18 protein-coding genes are annotated in these 20,148 nt (G+C 62.4%); 7 read left to right on the forward strand and 11 right to left on the reverse strand.

Annotation, left to right across the window (positions count from 1 at the left end):
* Positions 1-242 precede the first annotated feature (242 nt).
* Positions 243-1,148, forward strand: coding sequence for a LysR family transcriptional regulator (locus tag ABVN20_RS05625; RefSeq protein ID WP_368554506.1), 906 nt, complete (start codon positions 243-245; stop codon positions 1,146-1,148).
* Here ABVN20_RS05625 and ABVN20_RS05630 read toward each other — a convergent pair.
* The 3 genes from ABVN20_RS05630 to ABVN20_RS05640 all read right to left on the reverse strand — a co-directional run bounded on the left by ABVN20_RS05630 (position 1,138) and on the right by ABVN20_RS05640 (position 4,618).
* The gene (locus ABVN20_RS05630) at positions 1,138-1,914 is read right to left on the reverse strand and encodes a substrate-binding domain-containing protein (RefSeq protein WP_368554507.1); all 777 of its coding nucleotides are present in this window, start codon (positions 1,912-1,914) and stop codon (positions 1,138-1,140) included. The two genes, ABVN20_RS05625 and ABVN20_RS05630, sit on opposite strands and share 11 nt — an antisense overlap.
* A gap of 24 nt (positions 1,915-1,938) precedes the next feature.
* On the reverse strand, positions 1,939-3,231 hold the full coding sequence (locus ABVN20_RS05635) for an MFS transporter (protein WP_368554508.1): 1,293 nt from the start codon (positions 3,229-3,231) through the stop codon (positions 1,939-1,941).
* 325 nt (positions 3,232-3,556) lie between these two features.
* Entirely contained in the window at positions 3,557-4,618 is a 1,062-nt protein-coding gene (locus ABVN20_RS05640) for a diguanylate cyclase (RefSeq protein ID WP_368554509.1), read from the reverse strand.
* A 229-nt stretch (positions 4,619-4,847) separates the two neighbouring features.
* Here ABVN20_RS05640 and ABVN20_RS05645 point away from each other — a divergent pair, with 229 nt between their 5' ends.
* Positions 4,848-5,186 (forward strand): FKBP-type peptidyl-prolyl cis-trans isomerase, encoded by a 339-nt coding sequence (locus ABVN20_RS05645; RefSeq protein ID WP_368554510.1) that lies wholly within the window; start codon positions 4,848-4,850, stop codon positions 5,184-5,186.
* 3 nt (positions 5,187-5,189) lie between these two features.
* On the opposite strand, the gene ABVN20_RS05650 is transcribed toward ABVN20_RS05645, so the two are convergent.
* Entirely contained in the window at positions 5,190-6,221 is a 1,032-nt protein-coding gene (locus ABVN20_RS05650; protein WP_368554511.1) for a D-cysteine desulfhydrase family protein, read from the reverse strand.
* A 204-nt stretch (positions 6,222-6,425) separates the two neighbouring features.
* On the opposite strand from ABVN20_RS05650, the gene ABVN20_RS05655 reads away from it, so the two are divergent.
* Both ABVN20_RS05655 and ABVN20_RS05660 read left to right on the forward strand, forming a co-directional pair.
* Positions 6,426-7,646 carry a putative DNA modification/repair radical SAM protein gene (locus ABVN20_RS05655; RefSeq protein ID WP_368554512.1) on the forward strand — a complete coding sequence of 407 codons (1,221 nt, stop codon included), beginning with the start codon at positions 6,426-6,428 and terminating at the stop codon, positions 7,644-7,646.
* Positions 7,643-8,470, forward strand: coding sequence for a TIGR03915 family putative DNA repair protein (locus ABVN20_RS05660; protein ID WP_368554513.1), 828 nt, complete (start codon positions 7,643-7,645; stop codon positions 8,468-8,470). The genes ABVN20_RS05655 and ABVN20_RS05660 overlap by 4 nt, the downstream gene beginning before the upstream one ends.
* Before the next feature lie 577 nt (positions 8,471-9,047).
* Here ABVN20_RS05660 and ABVN20_RS05665 read toward each other — a convergent pair.
* The 5 genes from ABVN20_RS05665 to ABVN20_RS05685 form a co-directional block, all read right to left on the reverse strand.
* A complete protein-coding gene (locus ABVN20_RS05665; protein ID WP_368554514.1) occupies positions 9,048-10,067 on the reverse strand; it encodes a branched-chain amino acid aminotransferase in 1,020 nt (339 codons plus the stop codon).
* A gap of 238 nt (positions 10,068-10,305) precedes the next feature.
* Complete coding sequence (lpdA, locus tag ABVN20_RS05670; RefSeq protein ID WP_368554515.1) at positions 10,306-11,688, reverse strand: dihydrolipoyl dehydrogenase; 1,383 nt, start codon at positions 11,686-11,688, stop codon at positions 10,306-10,308.
* 3 nt (positions 11,689-11,691) lie between these two features.
* Positions 11,692-12,963, reverse strand: a complete 1,272-nt coding sequence (locus tag ABVN20_RS05675; protein WP_368554516.1) for a dihydrolipoamide acetyltransferase family protein — start codon at positions 12,961-12,963, stop codon at positions 11,692-11,694.
* Positions 12,964-14,022 carry an alpha-ketoacid dehydrogenase subunit beta gene (locus tag ABVN20_RS05680; RefSeq protein WP_368554517.1) on the reverse strand — a complete coding sequence of 353 codons (1,059 nt, stop codon included), beginning with the start codon at positions 14,020-14,022 and terminating at the stop codon, positions 12,964-12,966.
* A gap of 1 nt (position 14,023) precedes the next feature.
* Positions 14,024-15,259: a 3-methyl-2-oxobutanoate dehydrogenase (2-methylpropanoyl-transferring) subunit alpha gene (locus ABVN20_RS05685; protein WP_368554518.1), complete on the reverse strand. Its 1,236-nt coding sequence runs from the start codon at positions 15,257-15,259 to the stop codon at positions 14,024-14,026.
* Between the two features lie 186 nt (positions 15,260-15,445).
* On the opposite strand from ABVN20_RS05685, the gene bkdR reads away from it, so the two are divergent.
* Positions 15,446-15,934 (forward strand): Bkd operon transcriptional regulator BkdR, encoded by a 489-nt coding sequence (bkdR, locus tag ABVN20_RS05690; protein WP_368554519.1) that lies wholly within the window; start codon positions 15,446-15,448, stop codon positions 15,932-15,934.
* 12 nt (positions 15,935-15,946) lie between these two features.
* On the opposite strand, the gene ABVN20_RS05695 is transcribed toward bkdR, so the two are convergent.
* Both ABVN20_RS05695 and ABVN20_RS05700 read right to left on the reverse strand, forming a co-directional pair.
* On the reverse strand, positions 15,947-16,801 hold the full coding sequence (locus tag ABVN20_RS05695) for a tyrosinase family protein (RefSeq protein ID WP_368554520.1): 855 nt from the start codon (positions 16,799-16,801) through the stop codon (positions 15,947-15,949).
* 123 nt (positions 16,802-16,924) lie between these two features.
* Positions 16,925-17,788, reverse strand: a complete 864-nt coding sequence (locus ABVN20_RS05700; RefSeq protein ID WP_368554521.1) for an MBL fold metallo-hydrolase — start codon at positions 17,786-17,788, stop codon at positions 16,925-16,927.
* A gap of 159 nt (positions 17,789-17,947) precedes the next feature.
* On the opposite strand from ABVN20_RS05700, the gene ABVN20_RS05705 reads away from it, so the two are divergent.
* Both ABVN20_RS05705 and ABVN20_RS05710 read left to right on the forward strand, forming a co-directional pair.
* Positions 17,948-18,754 (forward strand): sulfite exporter TauE/SafE family protein, encoded by an 807-nt coding sequence (locus ABVN20_RS05705; protein ID WP_368554522.1) that lies wholly within the window; start codon positions 17,948-17,950, stop codon positions 18,752-18,754.
* 189 nt (positions 18,755-18,943) lie between these two features.
* Positions 18,944-20,128, forward strand: a complete 1,185-nt coding sequence (locus tag ABVN20_RS05710) for a porin (protein ID WP_368554523.1) — start codon at positions 18,944-18,946, stop codon at positions 20,126-20,128.
* Positions 20,129-20,148 lie beyond the last annotated feature (20 nt).

The following is a 20,148-nucleotide window of genomic DNA, read 5'->3' on the forward strand; positions in this document are numbered from 1 at the left end:
AACTCCAGGACTCGGTGTGGCGGGGGGCGCAAGGATAAAGGTTGAGGCTGTGTGCGTCAGTAAAAGCTATCGCGAGCAGGCTCGCTCCCACAGAAGGCCTTCCAACGACACAAATCCCCTGTAGGAGCGGGCTTGCCCGCGATGGCGGCCTCTCTAACAACACAAATCCAGTTACATTTTGCATTAAAAAGTTACATTCATAGGATAAGCTGATCAATCTTTCCCACGCCCCGAGCCCGTGCATGGCCATCAACTTCGACCTCAACGACCTGCAAGCCTTTCGTGCCGTGGTCGAGCAGGGCAGTTTCCGCAAGGCCGCCGACGCCGTACGCATCTCCCAACCGGCCCTGAGCCGGCGCATCGAGAAGCTCGAAGATGCCCTGGGCGTACGGCTGTTCGAGCGCACCACGCGCAAGGTCAGCCTGACCCAGGCCGGTCGCGGCTTCATGCCCAGTGTCGAGCGCTTGCTCGACGACCTGGACGTGGCGCTGTTGGGCATCAGCGAAGTGGCCTCGACCCGGCTCGGTCATGTCACGGTGGCCTGCGTGCCGTCAGCGGCGTACTACTTCATGCCGCGGGTCGTGGCCCACTACCACCGCCAGTTTCCGCGCATCAAGGTCAAGGTCCTCGACTCCAGCGCCCACGACGTCTTGAGCGCGGTGGTCAACGGCGAAGCGGATTTCGGCCTGAGCTTCATGGGCACCCTGGAAGCCGAAGTCGATTTCGAGCCGCTGGTGCAGGAGGGGTATGTGGTGGCTTGTCGGCGCGATCATCCGCTGGCCGGGCGCAGCAGCGTGACCTGGGACGAGTTCTACCAGCAGGACTACATTTCGCTGGATAAAACCTCGGGCAATCGTTTTCTGCTCGATCAAGCCTTGACCGGGATCGTGCCGCAGCGCCAGAGCATCTGCGAAACCCGGCATGTGACGACCATGATCGGCCTGGTGGAAGCGGGGCTGGGGGTGGCGGCGGTGCCGCTGATGGCGATGCCGGCGGCGGATCATCCGATCCTGACGCGGGTGCCGTTGACCGACCCGCAGGTGATGCGCAGCGTCGGTATCATCAAGCGCCGGGGTCGTACGCTGACCCCGGCGGCGTTGGAGCTGGAACGCCTGGTGGTGGAAATGAAGGTCGAAGTCAGCGACTGACCGAATCCAGCCCGGTGGCTTTCACGTCCGCTTGTGCGGCGGAAGACGCCAGGTAGTCGAGCAGCGCCTTGGCTTGCGCCGGGTGCTGGGCGCCGACCGGGATGCCGGCGGCAAACCGGGTGACCGACTGCACCGATTCCGGAATCTTCGCCACGAAACTCACACCCGGCACCGGCAGCAATTCGCTGACCTGCTGGAAGCCCAGTTGATAGTCACCCGTGGCAACCACCGAACCCACGGGGATCTTCGGGATCATCTTCGACTTGGGCTTGAGCTGATCCTCGATACCCAGGCGCTTGAACAGCTGGTCTTCGATGTACACGCCACTGGCACTGTCGGAGTAGGCCACCGATTTAGCGTCGAGCAGGGTCTTTTTCAGGCCATCCACCGAGCTGATGTCCGGCTTCGGCGCGCCTTCGCGCACCACCAGGCCGATCCGCGAGTCAGCCAGTTCGACGCGCGATGCCGGGTCGACCTTGCCTTGCTTGATCAGCTCGTCGAGGGCGTAACCGACCATGATCACCACATCGGCCTGTTCGCCACGGGCCAGGCGATTGGGGATCGCTTCCGGCGCCTTGCCCATCGACGGACCGAGAGCGGTGTCGAGGGTGTTGCCGGTGGACGCGGCGAATTTCGGCCCGAGGACTTTATAGGCAGCGGTGAAACCACCGGAGGTCATCACGCGGATTTCTTCGGCCTGGGCGAGGCTGCACAGGCCCAGGCTGGCGGCCAGTGTGAGGGCGGCGAGGTTGAACAGTTTTTTCATTTTATTGTTCTCCAAGGGGCAGGCTCAGGACATCGCCGGTTGCAGGCGGCCGCTGGCGCGGCGGTAGAGGTACAGCGTCGCGCACAGCGCGCAGAGCGCACCAAAACTCATCCAGTAGCCAGGTGCCGCCTTGTCGCCGGTGTACTGGATCAGGAAGGTCGACACCGCCGGGGTGAAACCGCCGAACACCGCGGTGGCCAGGCTGTAGGCCAGGGAGAAACCGGCCACGCGCACTTCGGCCGGCATGATTTCGGTCAGCGCCGGGATCATTGCGCCGTTGTACAGGCCGTAGATGAACGACAGCCACAGCAGCACCAGCAGCATGTGGGCGAAGCTCGGGGCGTTGACCAGGTAGGTCAGCGCCGGGTACGTGGTGGCCAGGGCCAGCAGGGCCATGGCGATCAGCAGCGGACGGCGGCCGATGCGGTCAGACAGGGCGCCGCCAATCGGCAGCCAGCAGAAGTTCGACACACCCACCAGCAGGGTCACCAGCAAGGCATCGGAAGTGCTCAGGTGCAGCACGGTCTTGCCGAAGGTCGGTGCATACACGGTGATCAGGTAGAACGCGGTGGTGGTCAGTGCCACCATCAGCATGCCGGCGAGCACGATGGTCCAGTTCTGCGCCAGGGTGCGAAATACCTCGCGCATGCTTGGGCGGTGTTTACGCTGGGCGAACTCTTCGGTTTCCTGCAGGTTGCGGCGCAGCAGGAAAATGAACGGCACGATCATGCAGCCGACGAAAAACGGAATGCGCCAGCCCCAATCGGCAATCGCCGCCGGTGCCATCCACTGGTTCAGGCCGTAGCCCAGCGCTGCCGCGACGACAATCGCCACTTGCTGGCTGCCGGACTGCCAACTGGTGAAAAAGCCCTTTCTGCCAGGGGTGGCGATTTCCGCCAGGTACACCGACACGCCACCCAGCTCTGCACCGGCGGAGAAGCCTTGCAGCAGGCGGCCGATCAGCACCAGGGCGGGGGCGAACAAGCCGATGGTTTCGTAACCGGGCACCAGCACAATCAGTATCGTGCCGCTGGCCATTATCGACAGGGTGACGATCAGGCCTTTGCGCCGGCCCACGTCATCAATGTAGGCACCCAGCACCACCGCGCCGAGCGGACGCATCAGGAAGCCGGCGCCGAACACCGCGAAAGTCATCATCAGGGAGGCGAATTCGCTGCTGGCCGGGAAGAACACGGCAGCGATCTGCGTGGCATAAAAACCGAAAAGGAAGAAGTCGAACTGTTCGAGGAAGTTACCCGACGTCACTCGGAAAATGGCACCGGCGCGTGAACGCCCGGAAGGGATTGCTGCAGTCATTGACCTGTACTCCACCGCTGTTATGACGTGCACCAAAGGGACGCGGCGCACGGTTCTTATTGGGGCGAATGGTGGAGCAGGGGGACCGATATGATAAGTGCATTGTTGGCATAGATTGATGCGTGAAGCGGATCAATACTCTCCTGCTTTTGTGGGAGCGGGCTTGCTCGCGAAGGTCGTTGACGATAACGCTGGCTGACTGATACCCCGCGGTGTCTGGACCTCCATCGCGAGCATGCTCGCTCCTACAGGGGACAGCGGTGCATTTTGTGGGAGCGAGCCTGCTCGCGATGGCGTAATCCCAGTCGCCAGAAAATCAAGGGCATCAATGCCCAACCACCTGCCCACCCAACCGATACTGGTTGTTCCCACTGCGCTTGGCCTCATACATCGCCAGGTCGGCAATATGGATCAGGCGATCCATGCTCGGCGCATGATCGGGGAACATCGCCACACCCAGGCTGGTGCCGATATGGCGGTGGTCACTGCCGATGTTGATGGGCGGCGACAGCTCGACGAAGATCTTCTGGCAGATCACCCGGGCTTCATCCTGCAAATTGCCACCCTCCGGCAAGCCCTGGAGGATCACCACGAATTCGTCGCCACCGATGCGCGCGACGGTGTCGGTGGCCCGCAGAATACGCTTGAGGCGGGTGGCCATGGTGACGAGCACACGGTCGCCAGCGGCGTGGCCGTAACGGTCGTTGATCGCCTTGAAACCGTTGAGGTCGATGAACACCAGCGCCACGCGAGTACCGCTGATGCGCGCCTGTTCCAATGCATCGGACAGCCGTTCTTCGAGCACCAGGCGATTGGGCAGCCCGGTCAGCGGGTCGAAATGGGCCAGGTGCTTGAGGTAGCTGGCGGAGGCTTTTTCCTCGGTGATGTCGCGCACCACGCCCATCATCTTGATGGTTTCATCGTGGGCGTTCTTCACCACATTACCGGTTTCGCGCAGCCAGCGAATGGTGCCGTCCGGCCAGACGACCCGGTATTCCTCATCATGGTTTTCGCCGGTTTCCAGGCAGCGCAACTCGCCTGCGCGCACCCGCTCGCGATCCTCAGGGTGTACGCAACTGCAAAACAGCGCGTAGGAAGGCACGACTTCGCCAATTTTGAAACCGAACATGCCAAAGATCGCGTCGGACCAATACAGACGTTCGGTGTCGACATCCCAGTCCCAGGTGCCGATACGCGCAAAGTACTGGCTGCGTTTGTAGCGTTCGGCGTCGCCTTTCTCCAGGGCCGTTTGCCGCTCGGTCAAGCTGCCAATTCGCACCTGCTGTTCGGCCAATTGCCTGCGCAACGAGCGCTCACGCCAGACCATCGCGGCGATCAGAACGACCACCGTTGCGCCAAGCACTGCGCTGATCCAGACGAAATTCATTGGGGTGCCATCATGGCTGGCCATCATTGCGAAATTGCGCCTATGGTAGACCACACACCGGCTCAAAGCAGCTAGAGCCAGTAAAGAAACTCCCGGTACTGTGCAGGATAGTTCCTCATTTATGGGATCGCGTTAAACACCACGCGGTTCCATGGATTGCCATGGACGACAAATTCTGCGAAAACCTGCGTCCGCGCCCGTAGCCGGGCGACAGTGAACGAGTGCAAACATGAACGACGAACTGCAAATCATCGACATCGAGCCGGGCAGCGGCAAAGCCGCCGTCAAGGGCGCGCTGATCACCACCCAGTACCGCGGCTGGCTGGAAGATGGCACCGAATTCGATTCCTCCTACAGCCGGGGCAAACCTTTCCAATGCGTGATCGGCACCGGACGGGTCATCAAAGGCTGGGACCAGGGCCTGATGGGCATGCAGGTTGGCGGCAAACGCAAATTACGGGTGCCGGCGCACCTGGCCTACGGCGAGCGCACCATGGGCAAGATCACGCCCAATTCCAACCTGGTTTTCGAGATTGAATTGCTGGAAGTGCTGACGCGGGACGATTGAGGCTCAGGCCTGAAGCGTTTCCCGATAGGCATACAGCCCCGGTGTGCCGCCCGTCATGACGAACAGCACGTTGTCGCCGGGGCGGAAGCGCCCTTGGCGCAGGTCGGCCAGCAGGCCGGCGAAGGCTTTGCCGGAGTAGACCGGGTCGATCAGCAGGCCTTCGGCGCGGGCCATCAGGCGGACGGCGTCCTGCATGGCGTGGGTCGGCAGGCCGTAGCCCTGGCCCAATTGGCTGCCGTCGATGACGATATCTGCGTCCGTCAGTCTGGCCTGGCTGCCGAGCAAGGCCAGGGTGTCCAGTGTCAGGTTCAGGGTTCGGATCGCCGACAGGTGCCGGTCCGACAGCACCGAGTAGGACTTGACGATCGAAGTACCGCGTTCCAGCAGCTGGAAACCGGCAGCCAGGCCGGCGTGGGTGCCTGCGCTGCCGTTTGGCACGACGATCTGGTCGAAGGTAAGGCCCAGTTCGCTTTCCTGGCCTGCGATCTCTGCGGCGCAGCGGGCATAGCCGAGGCTGCCCAGGGGCGTGGAACCGCCCATGGGGATCACCAAAACCCGGTGCCCTGAATCACGCAGGTGCGCAGCGCGTGCTTCGGCGTTGGCCAGCGCGTCGGTGCCTGCGGCGAGCACCTGCAGCTGAGCGCCGAACAATTGGTCGAGCAATACGTTGCCGTTGAGTTCGTAATCGACATCGGCTTTGGGGACCGAGCGCGTCAGTATCAATTCACAGGCCATGCCCCGGCTGGCGCAGGCCGCAGCGGTCAGGCGCGCATGGTTGGACTGGAGGCCCCCGACCGTAATGACGGTATCGACCCCAGCCTGCTGTGCGGCGCCGAGATGGAACTCAAGTTTGCGCAATTTGTTGCCGCCACCGCCCAGCGACATGTGGTCGTCACGCTTGAGATACAGACCGATTTTCTGGGTATCCAGGCCTAAAAGCCGTTCCAGCCGTTCGGCCCGCTGGATGGGCGTCGGGCCTTGCAGCAGCTCGGTTCGGGCAAAGGCACTCAGGGCCTGGTCCAGTGGGGTGTACATAGAGGTTGCCTCGCTGACGATTGTTGCAGCGACTCTAGGGACAAAGATCCGGGTGATAAACGTTGCTCAAGTTATTACAGCTTTGACTTGATGTAATGAATCAGGCTTTTGCGTTCGTTGCGGCCCGACCAAGGGTTTGCTTGATGGCTTGTGCGCGCGTGAGTGTCGGGATACTGTATGTTTACACAGTAAAAGGCCAGCCCCATGGAACTCATCGACAAGCTCAGTATTCTCGCCGACGCCGCCAAGTACGACGCCTCCTGCGCCAGCAGCGGGGCGCCCAAGCGCAGTTCCGAGGGCAAGAGCGGGTTGGGGGCTACCGATGGCATGGGCATTTGTCACAGCTATACCCCGGATGGGCGTTGCGTGTCGTTGTTGAAGGTATTGCTGACCAACTTCTGCCTGTACGACTGCCAGTATTGCGTCAACCGCCGCTCCAGCGATGTGCCCCGGGCGCGGTTCACCCCGGAAGAAGTGGTGAAGCTGACTCTGGATTTCTACCGGCGCAATTGCGTCAGCGGCTTGTTTCTCAGTTCCGGGATCATCCGCTCGGCGGACTACACCATGGAACAACTGGTGCGTGTGGCGAAGCTGCTGCGCGAAGAGCACGAGTTTCGCGGCTACATCCACCTCAAGACCATTCCCGAAGCCGATCCGGCGTTGATCGAGGAAGCGGGGCGTTATGCCGATCGCTTGAGCGTGAACATCGAGTTGCCCACCAACGCCAGCCTGCAGACCCTGGCCCCGGAAAAACAGCTGGGCTCGATTCGCCAGGCGATGAAGACCATCTACACCGGCGAGCAGACCGTGCTCAACGAACCCCGGGCGCCCAGATTCGCACCGGCCGGGCAAAGCACGCAGATGATCGTCGGCGCGGACGAGACCGACGACAGCACCATCCTTCACAGTGCCCAGGCTTTGTACGGCAACTACAAGTTGCGCCGGGTGTATTACTCGGCCTTCAGCCCGATTCCCAACAGCCCGAAAAGCGTGCCCCTGGCCGCGCCGCCACTGATGCGCGAACACCGCTTGTACCAGGCGGATTTCCTCTTGCGCAGTTACGGGTACAGCGCCGGAGAGTTGTTCAAGGGCCCCGGACACCTGGCGCTGGACATTGATCCGAAGCTGGCCTGGGCGCTGGCGAACCGCGAGGTGTTTCCGCTGGACCTCAATCGTGCCGAGGCGACGCTGATCGCGCGGATCCCCGGCATCGGCCTGCGCACCACCGAACGACTGGTCGAGCTTCGCCGGCAACGGCGGATTCGTTACGAAGACCTGGCGCGCATGCGTTGCGTGCTGACCAAGGCCAAACCGTTTTTCATCACCAGCGACTACCACCCGCAGCAGGCCGAGGTCACCAGTGATCTGTTGTACCAGCAGATGCGCGACAGGCCGCAGCCGCAGCAAATGGGTTTGTGGGGATGATCCACCTCGATTGCGCCGACCTGTTCGACACCTGGCGCCAGCAGGCGCGCTGGCTGTTGAGCCATGGCGTGGACCCCAGTCGGGCCAGTTGGGCACGTGAAGAGGTGGCAGACCTGTTCGCCAGTGATGAACCCTTGCCGGCGGACCTGGGGCCGTTTCAGGCGCGAATCCCGCGAACGTTGCTCGATACGTTGGAACAGGCGTCGCATTATCGCGGTGATCAACGCTGGAGTCTGTTGTACGAGGTGCTGTGGCGAGTCAGCCATGGCGACCGCACGGCGATGATGGCGGGGGATCGGCTTGGCAGTGAATTACAGAGAAGAATCAAGCAGATACGACGTGAATCTCATCATCTACATGCATTTGTGCGCTTCGTCGCCTTGCCGGAAAACCCCGGGCCGCATTACGTGGCGTGGCATGAGCCGGCCCATGACATCCTGCACAGCGCCAGCGAACATTTCATCGGCCGCATGGGCCGCCACCGCTGGCTGATCGCTACGCCTCGGGATGGGGTTTACTACGACGGTGAGCAACTGATCTACCAGCGCGAGTGCCCGCTGGAGTGGCAGCAACTGGCGCAGAACGTTGACGATCCTCACGGCGACATGTGGTTGACCTACTACAGCCACATCTTCAACCCGGCGCGGCTGAACCCGAAGGTCATGCAGGGCCATCTGCCGACCCGGTTCTGGAAGAACCTGCCCGAAGGTGCGCTGATTCCCGGTTTGATCACTCAAGCGCGTACCGGCAAGCAGCAGGACGGCCAGGCGAGCGGAATCAAGGGCAGGGCGGGGAAGCGGATTGTGCATGAGGGGCGTGGGTGATGAGGTGGGTAGCCTGATGCCCCGCGGTGTCTGGGCTACCATCGCGAGCAGGCTCGCTCCCACAGGATTTTGCGGTAGATACATATTCTGTGAACGGCCCCGGCCTCTGTAGGAGCGAGCTTGCTCGCGATGGAGGTCAACGATAACGCTGGCTGCCTGATGCCCTGCGGTGGTCGGGCTACCATCGCGGGCAAGCCCGCTCCCACAGGGTTTTGCGGTAGATACATATTCTGTGAACGGCCAGGTCCCCTGTAGGAGCGAGCTTGCTCGCGATGGAGGTCAACGATGACGCTGGCTACCTGATGCCCTGCGGTGTCTGGGCTACCATCGCGAGCAAGCCCGCTCCCACAGGGTTTGGGGGTAGACACATATTCTGTGAGCGACCAGGCCCCCTGTAGGAGCGAGCTTGCTCGCGATGGAGGCCAACGATGACGCTGGCTGCCTGATGTCCTGCGGTGTCTGGGCTACCATCGCGGGCAAGCCCGCTCCTACAGGGGTGGGGAGACCCTGTTTCCAGGAGACACAAAAAAGCCCCCCATCACCAACGCGATGGGGGGCTTTTTCTTGTAGCGTCAGGTCAAACCTTGACGATCCAACCCGCTGGCGCTTCGATGTCGCCGGTTTGCACGCCGGTCAGCTCTTTGTAGAGCTTCTGGGTGATCGGGCCGACTTCGGTTTCGCTGTGGAACACGTGCAGGTGGTCGTTGTAGCTGATGCCGCCGATCGGCGTGATCACCGCAGCGGTACCGCAGGCGCCGGCTTCCTTGAAGTCCGACAGCTTGTCGATCAGCACGTCGCCTTCGACCACTTCCAGGCCCAGGCGGGTCTTGGCCAGTTCGATCAGCGACAGGCGGGTGATGCCTGGCAGGACCGATGGCGAGTTCGGGGTGACGAACTTGTTGTCGTGGGTGATCCCGAAGAAGTTGGCCGAACCGACTTCCTCGATCTTCTTGTGGGTCAGTGGGTCCAGGTAGATGGCGTCAGCGAAGTGCGCTTTCTTGGCCTGGGAGCCTGGCATCAGGCTGGCGGCGTAGTTGCCACCCACTTTGGCAGCACCGGTGCCTTGTGGCGCGGCGCGGTCGAAGGTGGAAATCTGGAAGTTGTGCGGGGTCAGGCCGCCCTTGAAGTAGGCGCCGACCGGGATCGCGAACACCGAGAAGATGAACTCCGGCGCGGTACGCACGCCGATGTTGTCACCCACGCCGATCACGAACGGACGCAGGTACAGCGCGCCGCCGGTGCCGTAAGGCGGGATGAAGCGCTCGTTGGCGCGAACCACTTGCTTGCAGGCCTCGACGAACTGCTCGGTGGACACGTGCGGCATCAGCAGGCGTGCGCAGCTGCGCTGCATGCGGGCGGCGTTCTGGTCCGGGCGGAACAGGTTGATCGAGCCGTCCTTGCAACGGTAGGCCTTGAGGCCTTCGAAGCATTGCTGGCCGTAGTGCAGGGCGGTGGAGCCTTCGCTGATGTGCAGCACGTTATCTTCGGTCAGGGTGCCCTTGTCCCACTCGCCATTGCGAAAGTACGACAGATAGCGCTTGTCGGTCTTGATATAGTCAAAACCCAACTTGTCCCAATTGATGCTTTCGTTACCCATGACACCCTCTATCACTTAACAACCGTCGAAACGGTTCAAGGCTTCTGACGTTTTTTGGATGGGCACAACAATACTTCATTCCGGGGTTGTTTCGCAGCCCGGACTATCGGATGACGGGCAGAAAATCTCGTCGTCCTGAAAAGATCGTGACGGTTCGACGCCTCGACAAGCTCGCTCCTACAGGGGAATGCGTTGCCGCTGTAGGAGCGGGCTTGCCCGCGATGGCCGCGCCCCCGATCTAAAGGTGCAACGCATGCCCCAACGCCCGCAGCGCCGCTTCCTGCACCGCTTCGCCCAGGGTCGGGTGCGCGTGGATGGTGCCGGCGATGTCTTCCAGGCGGGCGCCCATTTCCAGGCTTTGCGCGAAGGCGGTCGACAACTCCGAAACGCCCACGCCCACTGCCTGCCAGCCGACAATCAGATGATTGTCGCGACGAGCGACCACTCGCACGAAGCCGCTTTTCGACTCCAGGGTCATGGCCCGGCCATTGGCCGCGAACGGGAAGTTCGCCACGATGCAGTCAAGGCTCGCGGCCTTGACCTGGTCCGGGGTCTTGCCGACCACCACCAGCTCCGGGTCGGTGAAGCACACGGCAGCGATGGCGGTGGGGCTGAACTCGCGGGTCTTGCCGCTGATCAGCTCGGCGACCATCTCGCCCTGGGCCATGGCCCGGTGCGCGAGCATCGGTTCGCCGCTCAGGTCACCAATGGCGTAGACGTTGCGCATGCTGGTCTGGCACCGGTGGTCGACCTTGATCGACGCGCCGTTCATCTCCAGGTTCAGCGCTTCCAGATTCCAGCCCTGGGTGTTCGGCTTGCGTCCGACCGCCACCAGCACCTGATCGGTTTCCAGGTTCAAGGTGTCGCCATTCGGGTCGCTGACTTGCAGGGTATTACTATTAGAATCAAAGCCTTGCACGCTATGCTTCAAGTAAAGCTTCACGCCAAGCTTCTTCAGTTCCTCATGCACCGGCTGGGTCAGTTCGGCATCGTAGGCTGGCAGGATGCGCTCCTGGGCCTCGACTACGCTGACCTCGGCACCGAGCTTGCGATAGGCAATCCCCAGCTCCAGGCCGATGTAACCGCCACCGACCACCACCAGGCGCTTGGGCAGCGACTTCGGCGCCAGGGCCTCGGTGGAGGAGATAATCGGCCCGCCAATCGGCAGCATCGGCAGGTTGACGCTCTTCGAACCGGTAGCCAGTACCAGGTGTTCGCAGTGAATACGCTGGTCGCCGACTTCAACGGTCTTGCCGTCGATGACCTTGGCCCAGCCCTGGATCACCTGGACCTTGTTTTTCTTCAGCAACGCTGCCACGCCAGTCGTCAGGCGATCGACGATGCCGTCCTTCCATTCCACGCTCTTGCCGATATCCAGGCTCGGCGCGCCGACGCTGATGCCCAGCGCCGAGTGCTGGTTGTGCTGGTGGGTCTGGTGGAACTGCTCGGCCACGTGGATCAGCGCCTTGGAAGGGATGCAGCCGATGTTCAGGCAGGTGCCGCCCAGCGCCTGGCCCTCGACCAGAATGGTCGGGATGCCCAGTTGACCGGCGCGAATCGCCGTCACATAACCGCCGGGGCCGCCGCCGATGATCAGCAGCGTGGTGTTCAAAGTCTGCATGCCTTACTCCACGAACAGGGTAGCGGGTTGTTCGAGCAGGCCACGAACGGCCTGGATGAATTGCGCCGCATCCATGCCATCGACCACCCGGTGATCGAACGAGCTGGAGAGGTTCATCATCTTGCGGATCACCACCTGGCCTTTGATTACCATCGGCCGTTCGACGATCTTGTTCACGCCGACGATCGCCACTTCCGGCAGGTTCAGCACCGGTGTGCTGACGATGCCGCCCAGCGCGCCAAGGCTGGTCAGGGTGATGCTCGAGCCGGACAACTCATCGCGGCTGGCTTTGCCGGTGCGCGCGGCGTTGGCCAGGCGGGCGATTTCACTGGCGTTGTCCCACAGGCTGCGGGCCTCGGTGTGACGCACCACCGGCACCATCAAGCCGATGTCGGCCTGGGTGGCGATGCCCACGTGCACGGCACCCAGACGGGTGATGACCTGGGCTTCGTCGTCGTAGCGGGCGTTGATCTGCGGGAAATCGCGCAGGGCCACGACCAGTGCGCGGACCAGGAACGGCAGCAAGGTCAGCTTGCCACGCGTTGCACCATGTTTTTCGTTCAGGTGAGCGCGCAGTTCTTCCACGGCCGTCACGTCGATTTCCTCGACATAACTGAAGTGCGCGGCACGCTGGGTGGCGTCCTGCATGCGCTGGGCGATCTTGCGGCGCATGCCGATCACCGGGATCTGTTCTTCGTCATGGCGCTGCGCATAAGCGGCAGGGACGCTCGATGCATTGGACTGACCCTGTGCCAGATAGGCTTCGAGGTCGTCATGCAGCACGCGGCCGGCCGGGCCGCTGCCGCGCACCAGGCGTAGCTGGATACCGAGGTCCAGCGCGTGTTTGCGCACGGCCGGGGAGGCCAGCGGGCGTTCATCCGCTTCGCGTGCCACCATCGGCCCCTGGGCCACCGGCGCTTTTGCGACAGGTGCAGGCGCCGCAACCGGCTTGCTTTCCACTTTGGCTTCTACCACCGGCGCCGCAGCTTCCTTGACCGCTTCAGGCTGGGGCGCATGCTTGACGTTGCCCGCGCCTTCGACCTCGATGCTGATCAGCACACTGCCGACCGCCATGACTTCGCCCGGCACGCCGCCCAGCGAAATCACCTTGCCGTGCACCGGCGAAGGGATGTCGACCATCGCCTTGTCGGTCATCACATCGGCCAGCACCTGGTCCTCGACGACCATGTCGCCAACCTTGACGTGCCACACCGACAACTCAACTTCTGCAATGCCTTCGCCAATGTCCGGCATCTTGATAACGTGCGTGCCCATTCAGACCTCCATGACCCGATGCAAAGCCGCGACCACACGGGACGGGCCAGGGAAATACGCCCACTCTTGAGCGTGCGGGTAGGGGGTGTCCCAACCGGTGACGCGTTCGATCGGCGCTTCCAGGTGGTGGAAGCAGTGTTCCTGCACCAGGGCTGCCAGTTCGGCGCCAAAACCGCAGGTGCGGGTCGCTTCGTGGACGATCACGCAGCGGCCGGTTTTCTTCACCGACTTGGTGATGGTTTCCAGGTCCAGCGGCCACAGGCTGCGCAGGTCGATGACTTCGGCATCGACGCCGCTTTCTTCGGCGGCGACTTGCGACACATACACCGTGGTGCCGTAGGTCAGGATGGTCACGTCCTTGCCCGGGCGGGCGATGGCGGCCACGTCCAGCGGTACGGTGTAGTAACCGTCCGGTACCTGGGCGGCGGGGTGTTTCGACCACGGGGTGACCGGGCGTTCGTGGTGGCCATCGAACGGGCCGTTGTATAGGCGCTTGGGCTCCAGGAAGATCACCGGGTCATCGTTTTCGATGGAGGCGATCAAAAGGCCCTTGGCGTCATAGGGGTTGGACGGCATCACGGTGCGCAGGCCACACACCTGGGTGAACAGCGCCTCGATGCTCTGGCTGTGGGTCTGGCCGCCGTAGATGCCGCCGCCGCAGGGCATGCGCAGGGTCAGCGGCGCGGTGAACTCGCCGGCCGAGCGGTAACGCAGGCGCGCCGCTTCGGAAATGATCTGGTCGTAGGCTGGGTACACGTAGTCGGCGAACTGGATTTCCACCACCGGGCGCAGGCCGTAGGCGCCCATGCCCACGGCGGTGCCGACGATGCCGCTTTCGGAGATCGGCGCGTCGAACACCCGCGAGGTGCCGTATTTGCTCTGCAGGCCTTCGGTACAACGGAACACGCCGCCGAAGTAGCCGACGTCCTGACCGAACACCACGACATTGTCGTCACGCTCAAGCATCACATCCATGGCCGAGCGCAGGGCCTGGATCATGGTCATGGTGGTCGTGGTCATGGCGGTATCCAGCGCAATATTGTTGTTGTGATCGTTCATGTCAGATCCCCAGCTGCTGACGCTGGCGCTTCAAGTGCTCCGGCATCTCTTTGTAGACGTCTTCGAACATGGTCGCGGCGCTTGGAATCTGCCCGCCCGCCAGGGTGCCGAACTGTTCGGCGGCTTTCTGCGCGGCGATCACTTCGGCTTCCAGTTCGGCGCTGACGGCGCTGTGTTCTTCCTCGGACCAGTGGCCGATCTTGATCATGTGCTGCTTGAGGCGGGCAATCGGATCGCCCAGCGGGAAGTGGCTCCAGTCGTCGGCCGGGCGGTACTTGGACGGATCGTCCGAGGTCGAGTGCGGGCCGGCGCGGTAGGTGACCCATTCGATCATGGTCGGGCCGAGGTTGCGGCGCGCCCGTTCGGCGGCCCAGCGCGAGGCGGCGTACACCGCGACAAAGTCGTTGCCATCGACCCGCAGCGAAGCGATGCCGCAGCCGACGCCGCGTCCGGCGAAGGTGGTGGCTTCACCGCCGGCAATCGCCTGGAAGGTGGAAATCGCCCACTGGTTGTTGACCACGTTGAGGATCACCGGCGCGCGGTAGACGTGGGCGAAGGTCAGGGCGGTGTGGAAGTCGGACTCGGCGGTGGCGCCGTCGCCGATCCAGGCCGAGGCAATCCTGGTGTCGCCCTTGATCGCCGAGGCCATGCCCCAGCCGACAGCCTGGACGAACTGGGTGGCGAGGTTGCCGGAAATGGTGAAGAAGCCGGCGTCCTTGATCGAATACATGATCGGCAGCTGGCGACCCTTGAGCGGGTCCTTCTCGTTGGACAGCAACTGGCAGATCAGGCCTTCGAGCGGCACCTCACGGGCCATCAGGATGCTCTGCTGGCGGTAGGTGGGGAAGCACATGTCGTCGATGTTCAGCGCCAGGGCCTGGGCGCTGCCGATGGCTTCCTCGCCAAGGCTCTGCATGTAGAACGACATTTTCTTCTGGCGCTGGGCGACCACCATGCGGTTGTCGTAGATGCGCGTCTTGAGCATGGCGCGCATGCCTTTGCGCAGGATCTCCACCGGAATGTCTTCGGCCCATTGGCCCAAGGCATTGCCTTGATCGTCGAGCACGCGAATCAGGCCGCGGGCCAGGTCGGCGGTGTCGGCAGGTTCAACGTCAATGGCGGGTTTGCGCACCGTACCCGCGTCAGTCAGGCGCAGGTAGGAGAAGTCGGTTTTGCAGCCTGGGCGGCCCGAGGGTTCGGGGACGTGCAGACGCAGCGGTTCATACGCTTGGGTCATGGCTTCTACGCTCGATCTTGTGAATTTCTTGTAGTGAGCTGACATTCATTCCATGGGTGATGGAAATCTTGTCCTACAAACATCATAGGCTCGGCGCAGGAGAATATTTATCTGTGTTTCGTTGCGTTGGCGATCATTTGCAGATAAAAAATCTGCACAAACATAAAAATCAGGTGTTTTTGTCTCATGCGTAAACTGGACCGTACCGACATCGGCATTCTCAACAGCCTTCAGGAGAATGCGCGCATCACCAACGCCGACCTCGCGCGCTCGGTCAATCTGTCGCCCACCCCGTGTTTCAACCGGGTCAAGGCCATGGAAGAACTGGGAGTGATTCGTGAGCAGGTGACGTTGCTAGACGCCGACCTGCTGGGGCTGCACGTCAACGTGTTCATCCACGTCAGCCTGGAGAAGCAGGTGGAAATGGCCCTGCAGCATTTCGAGGAAGCGATTTCCGATCGCCCGGAAGTCATGGAGTGCTACCTGATGGCGGGCGACCCGGACTACCTGATCCGCGTACTGGTGCCGAGCATCCAGGCGCTGGAGCGCTTCATGATGGACTTCCTCACCAAGGTGCCTGGCGTGGCGAACATCCGCTCCAGCTTTGCCCTCAAGCAGGTGCGCTACAAGACCGCGCTGCCATTGCCAGCCAATGGTTTGACCCTGGGCAGTTGATCAATGTCAGCGTCAGACGTAGGCGTAGGTGTAGTCGAGCGCCCGAGTGTCGAGGGTATCGCGTACTGTGTAGGCTCGCGTCCACGGAGCCGGTTCGTTGCCCGGATGAAAGACCAGCACTTCGTTCAGGCCGGCAGCGCCCGCCGGGCTGGAAAACGGTAGTGCGTCGCGGTGCTGCTGCCTCCAGCGCTCCCATAGCAGGTCGAGGTAGCAGTGGTGCAGGAAAAAGATCGGATCGTTGGGAGAGGCTGCCTCTGTCATGTTGCCGCCAATCCAGGCGTGTACCGGGTTGTGCAATTGCGCTTCCGAGACGTTTTCCCATCCGGCGCGTTCCTCCCAGTAAACGGTGCTGTTGAGCGCATCAATGACCATCGCGGGCGGCGGCAGGCCGCCGTCCTGGCCAAGGTTACGGCGCAAATTGATATCGCCGTTCTCGGTGTTCCACACCGCCACACTGAACCGACCCCCTTCGACGGTGAAGGGGCCGCTGGTCACGTGCTGTTGTTGCGAACTGTCGCCGTTGCCCCCCATGAAGTCCGAAGTGAAAGGATTGTCGGCGCCCGTGAGTTGCCAGTTCCAATAGGGCAGCGTAATGCCGGTATCGCTGGCGGCGGATTGCAATGCCAATTCGAACTGGCGCAGCAGCACCCGGTGCCAGGGGTAAAACAACGGGCTGGAATGGGGATTGGGGGTCAGCGGGTTGCCACGTCCCATCGAGTTCCTGTGGATTTGCACGAAGTCGTCGTAGCGACTCTGCTCGCCGGGCCGCAGAACGCTGTCGACATCGGTTTTCAGTTTGAGGATGGCATTGATGAACCGCGACTTCTGGTCCGCCGTCATGTCCCGGTGGTTGGTACGAATATCCATATTGCGAAAACTCCATTGGTTGTTTGCCCAATCAAGTCTCTGCGTGGATGACGCGGGCTTCAATTCACTCCTTTCGCTGGCGGGGGTGGGAAAAGTCACTTAGAGCGGCGCAGACAATGCCGCTCAAAAGGCATTAAGCGGAATTTTCAGGTAGACCACGCCGTTGTTTTCCGCCTGCGGCAGGTTTCCTGCTCGCACATTGACCTGAATGGCCGGCAGCAACAAGGTCGGCATGCCCAGCCCGGCGTCACGTTTGGTGCGCATCTCGACGAACGCCGCTTCATTGATGCCGTCGTGCACATGGATATTGTTTTTGCGCTGCTCACCGACAGTGGTCAGCCATTGGTGTTCGCGACCCTCGGGCGGGTAGTCGTGACACACGTACAGCCGCACGCTGGCGGGGAAGGCGAGCAGTTTCTGGATCGAGGCATACAGCTGGTTGGCGTTGCCGCCGGGGAAATCGCAGCGCGCCGTGCCGACATCCGGCATGAACAGGGTATCGCCCACCAGGATGATGTCGTTGCCGATCAGGTAAGCCATGTCCGCCGGGGTGTGGCCGGGCACGTGCAGGGCCATGGCGTGCAGGTTGCCGATCTGGAACGACTCGTTCGGCGAGAACAGGTGATCGAACTGCGAACCATCCACGGCAAATTCGGCTTCGAGGTTGAACAGGCCCTTGAACACGCCTTGCACCGCGCTGATCGACTGGCCGATGGCGATTTTCCCACCGAGCAACTTGCGCAGGTAAGGCGCGGCGGACAGGTGATCGGCATGGGCGTGGGTTTCCAGCAACCATTGCACCTGCAGGCGGTGGCCGTTGACGAACGCGACGATGCGGTCCGCCTGGGTGGTGGCGGTGCGCCCGGCAGCGGCGTCGTAGTCGAGCACCGGGTCGACAATCGCACACTGGCCGCCATCGTCTTCATAAATGACGTAGCTGAAGGTCGATGACGCGGGGTCGAGGAAGGCTTCGATCAGGGCAGGCATGGTGGCCGCTTCTTGGTGAGTAGGCCATGAGGGTAGTGGCATTTTCCTGTTGCTGGCCAGTGCGGCCCATTCATTTGATGAAAAAAACTGCGCGGGCTCTATCCTGTCACTCAACGATACCGGGCGTTCCCGGCTCTTCTCGCGGATTTCGAGTGTTTTATGCTGCTGGCAAGCGTGTTTGGCGTGGTCATGGGCCTGCTTCTGGGGTTGACCGGGGCAGGGGGCGGCATCCTCGCCGTTCCGGCCCTGGTGTTGGGATTGGGCCTGAGCATGACCCAGGCGGCGCCGGTGGCGCTGTTCGCCGTGGGCAGCGCGGCGGCGGTCGGCGCCATTGACGGCTTGCGCCATGGCCTGGTGCGCTACCGGGCGGCGCTGTTGATCGCCTTGCTCGGTGCGGTGTTTTCCCCGGTCGGCATTTACTTCGCCCACCAGTTGCCGGAACGGGTGCTGATGATCCTGTTCAGCGGCCTGATGGTCATGGTGGCCTGGCGCATGTTGCGCCGCGAGCGCCACGATGACGGCCCCAGCGACCACGGCCACGCCAACTGGGGGCAGAAAAACTGCATGCTCGACCAGCAGACCGGGCGCTTCTCCTGGACCGCCAAATGCACCGCGACCCTGGCGGCCCTAGGCGCGGTCACCGGTGTGGTCTCCGGCCTGCTCGGTGTCGGCGGCGGCTTCCTGATCGTCCCGGCGTTCAAGCAACTGACCGATGTGCAGATGCGCGGCATCGTCGCCACCTCGCTGATGGTCATCAGCCTGATTTCCGCCATCGGCGTGATCGGCGCGCTGCATGCCGGGGTGCGCATCGACGGCCTGGGTTTCGCCTTCATCGCCGCCAGCGTGGTCGGCATGATCATCGGCCGCAAGCTGTGTGCCCGGGTGCCTGCGCGGGCGTTGCAGGTGGGCTTCGCCAGCGTGTGCCTGGTGGTGGCGGCCTATATGCTGTTTCGTTCTCAGGGCTAGGCGGTCTTACGCCCTAAGTTCCGGGCCCTGTCGCGGCCCGGTCCTACGCCCAAGTGGCCGGGCTCATTTGGCACGCCCGGCCCGCCAGTCCAAAGCACCTGAAAACCGCCTCCAAGGCAGCGTATGACGCCGCCGGTCGCCTTTCGATAATCGCCTCCGACATCCAGTCCCCACGCTGCGGAGCGCGTCATGCACAACAATAAGAACTTCAAGCGTCGTTACTTGCCAGCCTTCATCGCCAGCCTGTCGGGCCTTGGCCTGAGCACCCTGGCCGAAGCCGAAATCATGCTGTACGACAAGGACCAGACCACCTTTTCCACCGACGGCTACATCAACGCCTTCTACGTCAACAGCGACGTCGACCGCGCCGGCGAGCAGTACGATCGTCGCCAGTCGCGGGTGAAGATGGGCTTCCTGCCCAACTACATCGGCTTCAACATGGGCAAGCTGGTCGATGACCTCAAGCTCGGCGCCCGGGCGTCGTTCTGGGTGACCATCAACGACAGCGAAACCAACGGCACCGACACCGCCATCGACGTGCGCCAGTTCTACGGCACCGTGGCCAACCCGGAGTGGGGCGAAGTGCTGATCGGCAAGGACTTTGGCCTGTTCGCCCGTTCCAATATCCTGCTCGATGAGTTGCTGCCAGGGGTGGGCCAGGTCAGCGACACCCTGGGCCTGGTCGATGGTGGCGGCGTGTCGTTCGGCAACATCGGCAGCGGTTACCCGTATCCGTTCCCGACTTCGCAGATCACCTACCGCACGCCGGTGATGGACGGCTTGCGCGTGGCGGTGGGCATCATGGACCCGGTGGACACCAACGACAGCAGCCCGACCGGCAAGGCCTACCAGGAAAACCCGCGCACCGAGAGCGAGATCACCTACCAGTTCGATGTCGGCGGGGCGAAGATCTACAGCTGGCTCAACGGCAGCTACCAGACTTCCGACAATACCGATTCGACGGTGCAGTCGGTGACCTCCAAAGGCGTCGGTTACGGCGTGCAGGCGAAAATGGGCGGCTTCTCGCTGACCGGCTCGGGGTTCCAGGCCAAGGGCATCAACCCGTTCTTCACCAACAACGCCGGCGAGCCGACCCTGCGCAACGTCGACAGCGATGGCTACCTGTTGCAGGGCTCGTACAAGTTCGGCAAAAACCGCGTGGCCCTGTCCTACGGCAAGACCAAGGATGACGGCAACGGCGCGGTGGGCACCGGCGCCGACTACGAGACCCGCGGTATTGCGCTGTTCCATGACGTCAACGACAACCTCAAGCTGGTGGCCGAGTACAACCAGTTCGAAATCAACGGGCATCACACCAGCGCGCAGAACGAAGACACCGATACCTTTGCGGTGGGTGCGGTGTTGAACTGGTAATTCTGTGCCTACACATCCCC

The sequence above is a fragment of the Pseudomonas sp. MYb118 genome (assembly GCF_040947875.1).
Lineage (GTDB): Bacteria > Pseudomonadota > Gammaproteobacteria > Pseudomonadales > Pseudomonadaceae > Aquipseudomonas.